The organism is Rhodosalinus sp., assembly GCF_041685465.1.
Taxonomy (GTDB): Bacteria; Pseudomonadota; Alphaproteobacteria; order Rhodobacterales; family Rhodobacteraceae; genus Rhodosalinus.
The window spans coordinates 1-9,267 of the sequence record NZ_JAWLFS010000118.1 but is presented as its reverse complement, the minus strand read 5'-3'; the positions used below and the strand labels follow the sequence as shown (position 1 = coordinate 9,267).

The following is a 9,267-nucleotide window of genomic DNA, read 5'->3' as shown; positions in this document are numbered from 1 at the left end:
CAAGATCGCCGAGAACGACCCCGACTCCCTCGGCGACACCTCCACCCTCGCCGAGCCCGCCGTCGTCGACGACCTCGTCGAAAACAGGATGAACAGGGACTGAGCCGCGCCCGCGACCTGCCCCGGCGGCCTGCGCGCGTCTGCCCGCTTCCCTCCCCCGCGCCCTTCCCCTATAGAGGGCGCGGTCCGGGGCGCGGCCCCGGTGTTCCGGCAACGGCGCGAGGATCCGATGACGACGCACCCGCATGACGACGACGTGGCCTTCATCCGTGCGCTCGCGGAGGTTCTGCGGGACAGCGAGCTGAGCGAGATCTCGGTCGCGCGCCACCGCGGCGAGGAGGACAGGCTCGACGTCACGCTGAGCCGCGCCGCCGCCGCGCCGCCCCCGCCGCCGGCCCCCGTGGCGGCCACGCGTGACCCGGTGGCCGAGATCCCCGCCCCCGCCCCGGCAGAGGACCCGACCGCGCATCCCGGCGCCGTCACCTCGCCGATGGTGGGCACCGTCTACCTGCAGCCCGAACCCGGCGCGGCGCCGTTCGTCGGCACCGGCAGCAGCGTGTCGGAGGGCGATACCCTTCTCATCGTCGAGGCGATGAAGACCATGAATCACATCCCCGCGCCGCGCGCCGGGACCGTCAAGCGCGTCCTCGTGGAGGACGGCGCGGCGGTCGAATACGGCGCGCCGCTCGTCATCATCGAATGAGGCGCGCGTGTTCGACAAGATCCTGATCGCCAACCGGGGCGAGATCGCCCTGCGCGTCGTCCGCGCCTGCCGCGAGATGGGCATCGCAAGCGTCGCCGTGCATTCGACCGCCGACGCGGACGCCATGCATGTGCGCATGGCCGACGAGAGCGTCTGCATCGGCCCGCCCTCGGCGGCGCTGAGTTACCTGTCCATGCCCGCCATCATCTCCGCCTGCGAGGTGACCGGCGCGCAGGCGATCCACCCGGGCTACGGCTTCCTTTCCGAGAACGCGCAGTTCGTGCAGATCGTGGAGGATCACGGCCTCGCCTTCATCGGCCCCTCGGCCGAGCACATCCGCGTCATGGGCGACAAGATCGCCGCGAAGGAGACGATGCGACGCCTCGGCGTGCCCTGCGTGCCGGGCTCCGACGGCGGCGTCTCCGAGCTTGCCGAGGCGCTCGAGATCGCGGGCGGGATCGGCTACCCGGTGATCGTGAAGGCCACCGCCGGCGGCGGCGGGCGCGGCATGAAGGTCGCGCGCGACGCCGAGGAGATGGAGCGCGCCTTCCTCACCGCGCGGGCCGAGGCAAAGGCCGCCTTCGGCAACGACGAGGTCTATCTCGAGAAATATCTCGAGCGTCCGCGCCACATCGAGGTGCAGGTCTTCGGTGATGGCCGCGGGGGCGCGGTGCATCTCGCCGAGCGCGACTGCTCGCTCCAGCGCCGGCACCAGAAGGTGCTGGAGGAGGCGCCCGGCCCCGCGGTCACGGCAGAGGAGCGCGCGCGCATCGGCCGCGTCTGCGCCGACGCGGTCGCCGAGCTCGGGTACTCGGGCGCGGGCACGATCGAGTTCCTCTACGAGGACGGGGAGTTCTATTTCATCGAGATGAACACCCGCCTGCAGGTGGAGCACCCGGTGACCGAGGCGATCTTCGGCGTCGATCTCGTGCGCGAGCAGATCCGGGTTGCGGAGGGCTATCCACTGTCCTTCGCGCAGGACGATCTCGTGATTCACGGCCACGCGATCGAGGTCCGCATCAACGCCGAGCGGCTGCCCGACTTCGCGCCCTCGCCGGGGCGGATCACGCAGTATCACGCGCCGGGCGGTTTCGGCGTCCGGATGGATTCGGCGATCTACGACGGCTACGTGATCCCGTCCTTCTACGACAGCCTGATCGGCAAGCTCGTGGTGCACGGCCGCAACCGGGACGAGGCGCTGTCGCGCCTCAACCGCGCGCTCGGCGAGCTGATCGTGGACGGTGTGGACACCACGATCCCGCTCTTCCGCGCGCTCCTCGAGGAGGAGGCGATCCGCACGGGCGACTACACGATCCATTGGCTCGAAAAATGGCTCGCGCGGCAGGCGGCGGCCTGACCCCGGCGCGATGACCGCCGCGCCGCAGGACGGCGAGGGGCTGACGCCCGACCTCGTGCTGCGCGCCTATTCGGTCGGGCTCTTCCCGATGGCGGAACGGCACGATGACCCTGAGCTCTTCTGGGTCGATCCGCGCCGGCGCGGGGTGATCCCGCTCGACGGCTTCCGCATCTCGCGGTCGCTCGCGAAGCGGCTCCGGCGCGACGATTACCGCGTGACGGTGAACACCGCCTTCGAAGCCGTGATCGACGCCTGCGCCGACCGGGACGAAACCTGGATCAACCCCGAGATCCGCCGCCTCTACAGCGCGCTTCATCGCCTCGGTCACGCGCATTCGCTGGAAGTCTGGATGGAGGGACGTCTCGCCGGAGGGGTCTACGGCGTCACGCTCGGCGCGGCGTTTTTCGGGGAGAGCATGTTCTCGCGGCGGCGCGACGGCTCGAAGATCGCGCTCGCGTGGCTGGTGGAGCGTCTGCGGAGCGCGGGCTTCACGCTGTTCGACACGCAGTTCCTGACGCCGCATCTCGCCTCGCTCGGGGGCGTGGAGATCAGCCGGGCGGAGTATCATCGCCGCCTCGCGCATGCCCTCGCGCGGCGGGCTGATTTCGCCGCCCCCGCCCTGCCCGCCTCCGGTCAGGAGGTGGTGCAGCGCAACACCCAGACGTCGTAGCGGGTGTGATCGAGCGGATTGAGCGCCGGCGAGGAGGCGATCATCCAGCCGTGAAACAGCGGATCGTCCTGCCCGTCCTCGCTGATCCGGAGAAGGGCCCAGGCGTCGGTCGCAGGGCTGCCCTTGGGGTAGCGGCACTCCTCGAGACGGATCGTCAGCCGGCCGAGGTCCGTCCGTGCGCCGTTGCGCAGCGTGACATCCTCCGCCTCGCCGTTGATCTTGTCGAGGGTGCGCAGGACGGCACCGACGCCCGTGTCGACCTCGCCCGGCTCCTGCGCGGCGGCAGCGCAGGCAGGTGCGAGCGTCAGGGCGAGCAAGGCGCCGCGGATCATTCCTCGGCCTCGCCGGAGACGAAACGCACGAGAAGCGAGATCAGGCTGACGGCGCCCTGGGTATCGATGATCTCGTCGCCCGGCTCGAAGTAGAACATCGACCCGCCGGGCGAGATCTCGACGTAATTGCCGCCCAGAAGCCCCTCCGAGGCGACGACCGCGGCGCTGTCGTCGGGGACGCGCACGCCCTGATCGAGGGTGAAGGTCGTCTCGGCGCGGTAGGTCTCGGGGTTCAGGTCCACATCCGTCACGGTGCCGATCTTGACGCCGGCGAGGCGCACGTCGGTGCCGACGTTCACGCCCTCGGCGGAGCGGAAACTCGCGGTCAGCGGATAGCCGTCGCGCTCGCCGCCGAAGCCGGTGACCTGACCGGCGTAAAAGACGAAGCCCGCCGCGATGGCGAGCACCGCGGCGCCGAGCACGATCTCGCCCGGGCTGTGGCTCATCGCGGGATCACTCCGGCGTCCATGGCTCGTAATCGCTGCGCGGCTCCGGTTTCACCCGACGGATCGACCCCGCCGGCGCATAGGCGAGCGCCGTGCCGGTCAGGTTCTCCTGATGCGGCCGCTCCCACGACTTGTGCTTCATCGGGCGCTCGGTCGGCGGCTCGTCCCAGGTGTAATGAAGCCAGCCGTGCCAGTCGGGCGACACGCGGCTCGCCTCGGCCTCGCCGTTGTAGATCACCCAGCGCTTCTTGCCGTCCCGGGTCCGGTAGAAGATGTTGCCGGCCTCGTCCTCGCCGACCTTCACGCCATTGCGCCACGTGAAGAGCTGCGTTCCGATCGTCTGATCGTTCCACCAGGTCACGACCCGATTGAGGAAGCTCAAGATACCCATGCGGTCCTCCGGCTGACCAGTATCATATGGACCAGTGCAGGCCCGAGGTCCAGAGCGCCGAGCGCCTGTGCCGGCGGGCGCGAAGGCGCTAGTCTGGGACGCGATGACGATGATGCGGGACGACGAGACCGGCCTGCGGGTGCCGCCCGCCCCGGGGCCCGACGCGGCAGCGATCGCGGCGGCGGCGGACGCGCCCGGCGTGCGCGGTGCGCTGGCGGTGGTCGGCCCCGGCGACCGCGTGCTTCAGGCGGGAACCGTCGACGGCGTTCTGGCCGCGCGCCTCATGCGGGAGGCCCGCCCGGCGACGTTGTGCGTGCAGGAGCCCGACGCGGCGCGCGGGGCGCGGGCCGCGGCTCTCTTCCGGGCGAACGGGCTCGCGGACCGAATCGACCTGCGGAGGGAGGCGACACCGCTCGCGCATCTGATCGCCGAGGCGCGGCCCGACGTGCTGATCCTCGACCGCCCCGGGGAAGAGGCGGCACTCCTCGCCGGCACGGATCTTTCGGGACTTCGCGCCGTGGTCGTGACCTTCCATCCGCAGATCACCGGACAGCCGGCGATGAAACGCGCGAAGGACGCGCTCCGCGCACAGGGCTTCGCCAAGCGGCGGGATGTCTCCACGCGCCTGGTCTGGACCGCGGAGCGCGGGGCGGCCGCGGAGGCCCCGCCCGATCCGGAGGGAGGATGGTCCACGGTGCTGCGCACCGTGGCAGCGGCGCGCGTCTATCCACCGAAGGCGCGCAGCTTCACCACGCCTGCAGGCGTGCGCGACGGAGCGGGCCGCTACGTGCCCGAGGCCGCGCTCTGGCGGAACCGCAGGCTGCTGACGCCGCCGCCGCCGGAGGATGCGCCGGAGGCGCACCTTTCCGGGCGCTGGCTCTGGGGCGGGGTGCTGATGCGCAGCTTCTCGCATTTCGTGGCCGAGACGCCCGCGCGGCTCTGGGCGCTCGACCATCTGGACGAAGCTGCGCTCGCTGGTGTGCTCTTCATCGACCGGCGGGGAAAGGACGCGCCCCTCGGGCGTTTTCACGACGAGTTCTTTCGCCTGATGGGCCTTCGGGTGCCGGTGCGCCTCGCGGCCGTGGCGATGGAGGTGGAGACGCTCGTGGTGCCGGGCCAGGGCTTCGGCCTCGGCGCGATCACCGCGGGGACGCCGGCCTTCCGTGCGGCGATGCGGCGGCGCTTCGCGCGGGACGTGACCGCCGAGGGGCCGGAGCGCCTCTACATCAGCCGCAGCGGCCTCGGCCCCGGGCGCGGCGGGCTGATCGGGGAGGAGCGGCTGGAGGCGCGGCTCGCCGCCGAAGGCTACGAGATCTTCCACCCCGAGCGGCACGACCTGACGACGCAGATCGCACGATACAAGGCCGCGCGGCAGGTGGTGGCCGCGGAGGGTTCGGCGCTGCACCTGTTCGCCTTCCACGCCCGGCCGGAGCAGCAGGTCGCGGTGATCGTGCGCCGCCGCTCGGGCGCGACCGACAGGATCGCGGCGCATATCGCGGCCTTCGCGGGGCGGCCGCCGCATCTGATCGAGGCGCTGGCGCGGGTCTGGCGGCATCGCAAGAGCGACCGCCCGCGCCTCGACCTCGGCGAACTCGATCTGCCGGCCGTCGGCGCCGCCCTGCGCGCGGCCGGGGTCGTCACGGATGCCGCGCCGTGGCCGGCGCTCGACCCGGCCGAGATCCCGCACAGCGTCACGGCCACGCACCGCCCCCGCTGACACGAAGAAACCCGCGCCCTGAGGCGCGGGTTTCGACCATCGGGCCGACGCCGGCGCTCATCCCGCCGAGGCAGGCTCCTTCTTCTGGTCGGCGTAGATCATCAACGGCTTGGAGTCCGAGGTCACGACCTCGTCGTTGACGACGACTTCCGTCACGCTTTCCATGCCCGGCAGCTCGAACATGGTGTCGAGCAGGATGTCCTCGAGGATCGAGCGGAGGCCGCGGGCGCCGGTCTTGCGACGGATCGCCCGACGCGCGATCGCGCGCAGCGCCTCCTCGGTGAAGGTCAGCGTCGCGTCCTCGAGCTCGAAGAGGCGCTGGTACTGCTTGACGAGCGCGTTCTTCGGCTGCGTGAGGATCTCGACCAGCGCATCCTCGTCCAGATCCTCCAGCGTGGCGACGACCGGCAGGCGGCCGACGAACTCGGGGATCAGGCCGAACTTCAACAGGTCTTCCGGCTCGAGATCGGCGTAGACCTCGCCGATGGAGCGCTCTTCCTGGCCCCGCACGTCGGCGCCGAAGCCCATCGCGCTGCCCTTGTGGCGTTGCGCGATGATCCGGTCGAGGCCGGCGAAGGCGCCGCCGCAGATGAAGAGGATGTTGGTGGTGTCCACCTGCAGGAATTCCTGCTGCGGATGCTTGCGCCCACCCTGCGGCGGAACGCTCGCCACCGTGCCTTCCATCAGCTTCAGAAGCGCCTGCTGCACGCCCTCGCCCGAGACGTCGCGGGTGATCGACGGGTTTTCCGACTTGCGCGTGATCTTGTCGACCTCGTCGATGTAGACGATGCCGCGCTGCGCGCGCTCGACGTTGTACTCGCTCGCCTGCAGGAGCTTCAGGATGATGTTCTCGACATCCTCGCCGACGTAGCCCGCCTCGGTCAGCGTCGTGGCGTCGGCCATCGTGAAGGGCACGTCGAGGATGCGCGCCAGCGTCTGCGCCAGCAGGGTCTTGCCGCACCCGGTCGGGCCGATCAGCAGGATGTTCGACTTGTTCAGCTCGATGTCGCTCGACTTCGAGGCGTGATTCAGCCGCTTGTAGTGATTGTGCACCGCCACCGAGAGCACGCGTTTCGCGATCGCCTGCCCGATCACGTAATCGTCGAGCACCTCGGCGATCTCCCGCGGCGTCGGCACGCCGTCGGAACTCTTGAAGCCGGCGCCCTTCGTCTCCTCACGGATGATGTCCATGCAGAGCTCGACGCATTCATCGCAGATGAACACGGTCGGCCCGGCGATCAGCTTCCGCACCTCGTGCTGGCTCTTGCCGCAGAAGGAGCAGTAGAGCGTGTTCTTGCTGTCGCCTGAATTCGTCGCCATCTTCCACCTTTCGGCCGTGTCTCGTGCCGGGCGCCGCATGACGCGCCGGCGGTTGGCCTGTCCCGAGAAGCTTAGGGCAGCCTCCTGACCTCTACAACGTCAAAGTTCCCCACGCGATCCCGCGTGCCGGACTTCAGCTTTCCGCGTCCTCGTGTTTGCCGCGATTCTCGACGATCTCGTCGATCAGCCCCCACTCCTTCGCGTCCTCGGGGGCCATGAACTTGTCGCGCTCCAGCGCCGCCTCGACCGCCTCGAGGGTCTGGCCGGTGTGGTGCACGTAGATCTCGTTCAGCCGGCGCTTGAGCTTCAGCGTCTCCTCGGCATGGATCATGATGTCCGTCGCCTGCCCCTGGTAGCCGCCCGAGGGCTGGTGCACCATGATGCGGCTGTTGGGCAGCGAGAAGCGCAGGTCCTTGCTCCCGGCGGTGAGCAGCAGCGAGCCCATCGAGGCCGCCTGCCCCACCACGAGCGTGGAGATCTTCGGCTTGATGTACTGCATCGTGTCGTAGATCGAGAGCCCCGAGGTCACCACCCCGCCGGGGCTGTTGATGTACATCGAGATCTCTTTCTTCGGGTTCTCCGCCTCGAGGTGGAGAAGCTGCGCGACCACGAGGCTCGACATGCCGTCGTGCACCGGGCCCGAGACGAAGACGATGCGCTCCTTCAGCAGGCGCGAGAAGATGTCGTAGGCGCGTTCGCCCCGGCTGGTCTGCTCGACCACCATGGGGACGAGCGTGTTCATGTAGGTGTCGATCGGGTCGTTCATGCTGATCCTGCCTGCCGTTGTCCTGCCGCGTCACCGTCTGACCCCGGAGTCTTAGTGCCGGCACCGGAGCCCTGCAAGGGCGCGCCCGTGATGCTTGGCGCGGCGGCACCATGCGCTAGCTCCCTGCGCCATGACCGCGACGCCCTCCCTCCCCCCGCTCGACCGCTTCCCGCCGACCCGTGCCGCGGGGCTCGAACGCCTGCGCGACTTCGTGCCGAAGGCCGGCGCCGACTACGCGCGCCGGCGCAATCACGACCTCGGGCGCGATGCGCACGATGGCGTCTCGCAACTCTCGCCATGGATTCGCCGGCGCCTGATCACCGAAGAGGAGGTCCTCGCCGCGGTGCTCGCGCGGCATTCGCAGAGCGCGGCAGAGAAATTCGTGCAGGAGGTCGCCTGGCGGACGTTCTGGAAGGGGTGGCTCGAACGCCGGCCCTCGGTCTGGACGATGTATCGCGCCGGCCTCGCCCGCGCGCTCGACCGGGTGGCGACCGAGGCCGGGCTGCGCCGCGACTGGGAGGCCGCCTGCCGGGGCGAGACGGGGATCGACGCCTTCGATGCCTGGGCGCAGGAACTCGCCGAGACGGGATATCTGCACAACCACGCCCGGATGTGGTTCGCCTCGATCTGGATCTTCACGCTGCGCCTGCCCTGGGAGCTCGGCGCGGATGTCTTCCTGCGCCACCTGCTCGACGGCGACCCGGCCTCCAACACGCTCTCGTGGCGCTGGGTCGCCGGGCTGCAGACCAGGGGCAAGAGCTACCTCGCGCGGCCCGACAACATCGCCAAGTACACCGACGGGCGCTTCCGGCCCGAGGGCCTCGCCGCCGCGGCGCCGCCGCTCGACGGGCCGGAGCATCCGCCGCTCGGGCCGGCTCCGGTCTCCGACCCGATCGACCCCGCGGCCCCCACCGGGCTCCTCCTGACCGAGGAGGACCTCGCGCCCGGGTTTCTTTTCGAAAGCGGCGTGACGCCGAAAGCCACCGCCTTTCTCGACTGCTCGGACGGGCTCAGCCCGCTCGCCGTCGCGCCCCATGTCGGCGCGCATGTCGCGGGCGCGATGCAGGACACCGCGGACCGCTGGTCCGATCGGCTCGGCCCGGTGACCCGGCTCGGGAGCGCCGACCAGATCGCCGACTGGGCCGCGCGCGAGGGGCTCGCGCAGGTGGTCACGCCCTGGCCCTGCACCGGCCCGGCGGCGGAGGCGCTCGCCGGCACGGGCGTGCTGCGTCGCCTGCGCGCGCTCGACGCCGCCGCATGGCCCCACGCCACGCACGGCTTCTTCCGGTTCAGGAAACACATCCCCCGGCTGCTGGGACAGGTGAAGGGGCTGCGTGCCGCCTGAGGGCCGCGGTCATTCCGCCGGCTGGCGGAACCCCTCGATCAGCTGGCGCAGCCCGAGCGCGGCGCCCGCGAAGATCGCGAGGAAGGTGACCGGCGCGCTCACCGCCAGCGTCGAGAAGGCGGTGAGCCCCTGCCCGATGCTGCAGCCCATGGCGACCACGGCGCCGCCGCCCATCAGGATCGCACCGAAGATCTGGCGGCGCAGCTCCCGCGGGTCCTCG

11 protein-coding genes are annotated in these 9,267 nt (G+C 70.6%); 5 read left to right on the top strand and 6 right to left on the bottom strand.

Annotated features, from left to right (window positions below; translation table 11 throughout):
- Positions 1 to 229 precede the first annotated feature (229 nt).
- The 3 genes from accB to aat are packed head-to-tail and all read left to right on the top strand — an operon-like array spanning position 230 to position 2,730.
- On the top strand, positions 230 to 703 hold the full coding sequence (gene accB, locus ACESL7_RS09300; RefSeq protein ID WP_372893045.1) for an acetyl-CoA carboxylase biotin carboxyl carrier protein: 474 nt from the start codon (positions 230 to 232) through the stop codon (positions 701 to 703).
- A 7-nt stretch (positions 704 to 710) separates the two neighbouring features.
- Positions 711 to 2,060, top strand: coding sequence for an acetyl-CoA carboxylase biotin carboxylase subunit (gene accC / locus ACESL7_RS09295; protein ID WP_372893044.1), 1,350 nt, complete (start codon positions 711 to 713; stop codon positions 2,058 to 2,060).
- A 10-nt stretch (positions 2,061 to 2,070) separates the two neighbouring features.
- Complete coding sequence (gene aat, locus ACESL7_RS09290; RefSeq protein ID WP_372893043.1) at positions 2,071 to 2,730, top strand: leucyl/phenylalanyl-tRNA--protein transferase; 660 nt, start codon at positions 2,071 to 2,073, stop codon at positions 2,728 to 2,730.
- Here the strand turns inward: aat and ACESL7_RS09285 are convergent.
- From ACESL7_RS09285 to ACESL7_RS09275, 3 genes are read right to left on the bottom strand one after another with little or no spacing between them, the layout of a single operon-like run.
- On the bottom strand, positions 2,694 to 3,062 hold the full coding sequence (locus tag ACESL7_RS09285) for a DUF2155 domain-containing protein (protein WP_372893042.1): 369 nt from the start codon (positions 3,060 to 3,062) through the stop codon (positions 2,694 to 2,696). The genes aat and ACESL7_RS09285 overlap by 37 nt on opposite strands.
- Positions 3,059 to 3,508, bottom strand: a complete 450-nt coding sequence (mlaD, locus tag ACESL7_RS09280; protein WP_372893041.1) for an outer membrane lipid asymmetry maintenance protein MlaD — start codon at positions 3,506 to 3,508, stop codon at positions 3,059 to 3,061. Before mlaD ends, ACESL7_RS09285 begins: the two co-directional genes overlap by 4 nt.
- Positions 3,509 to 3,515: 7 nt before the next feature.
- Complete coding sequence (locus ACESL7_RS09275) at positions 3,516 to 3,899, bottom strand: NADH:ubiquinone oxidoreductase subunit NDUFA12 (RefSeq protein WP_372893040.1); 384 nt, start codon at positions 3,897 to 3,899, stop codon at positions 3,516 to 3,518.
- A 103-nt stretch (positions 3,900 to 4,002) separates the two neighbouring features.
- On the opposite strand from ACESL7_RS09275, the gene ACESL7_RS09270 reads away from it, so the two are divergent.
- Positions 4,003 to 5,616, top strand: a complete 1,614-nt coding sequence (locus tag ACESL7_RS09270; protein WP_372893039.1) for a glycosyltransferase 61 family protein — start codon at positions 4,003 to 4,005, stop codon at positions 5,614 to 5,616.
- A gap of 57 nt (positions 5,617 to 5,673) precedes the next feature.
- Here ACESL7_RS09270 and clpX read toward each other — a convergent pair whose 3' ends face one another.
- Both clpX and ACESL7_RS09260 read right to left on the bottom strand, forming a co-directional pair.
- On the bottom strand, positions 5,674 to 6,936 hold the full coding sequence (gene clpX, locus ACESL7_RS09265; protein ID WP_372893038.1) for an ATP-dependent Clp protease ATP-binding subunit ClpX: 1,263 nt from the start codon (positions 6,934 to 6,936) through the stop codon (positions 5,674 to 5,676).
- A 133-nt stretch (positions 6,937 to 7,069) separates the two neighbouring features.
- Positions 7,070 to 7,702 (bottom strand): ATP-dependent Clp protease proteolytic subunit, encoded by a 633-nt coding sequence (locus tag ACESL7_RS09260; RefSeq protein WP_372893037.1) that lies wholly within the window; start codon positions 7,700 to 7,702, stop codon positions 7,070 to 7,072.
- A gap of 130 nt (positions 7,703 to 7,832) precedes the next feature.
- Here ACESL7_RS09260 and ACESL7_RS09255 point away from each other — a divergent pair, with 130 nt between their 5' ends.
- The gene (locus ACESL7_RS09255; protein ID WP_372893036.1) at positions 7,833 to 9,047 is read left to right on the top strand and encodes an FAD-binding domain-containing protein; all 1,215 of its coding nucleotides are present in this window, start codon (positions 7,833 to 7,835) and stop codon (positions 9,045 to 9,047) included.
- A 9-nt stretch (positions 9,048 to 9,056) separates the two neighbouring features.
- Here the strand turns inward: ACESL7_RS09255 and ACESL7_RS09250 are convergent.
- Positions 9,057 to 9,267 (bottom strand): YeeE/YedE thiosulfate transporter family protein (locus ACESL7_RS09250; protein ID WP_372893035.1); only part of this gene is annotated, 211 nt, incomplete at its 5' end.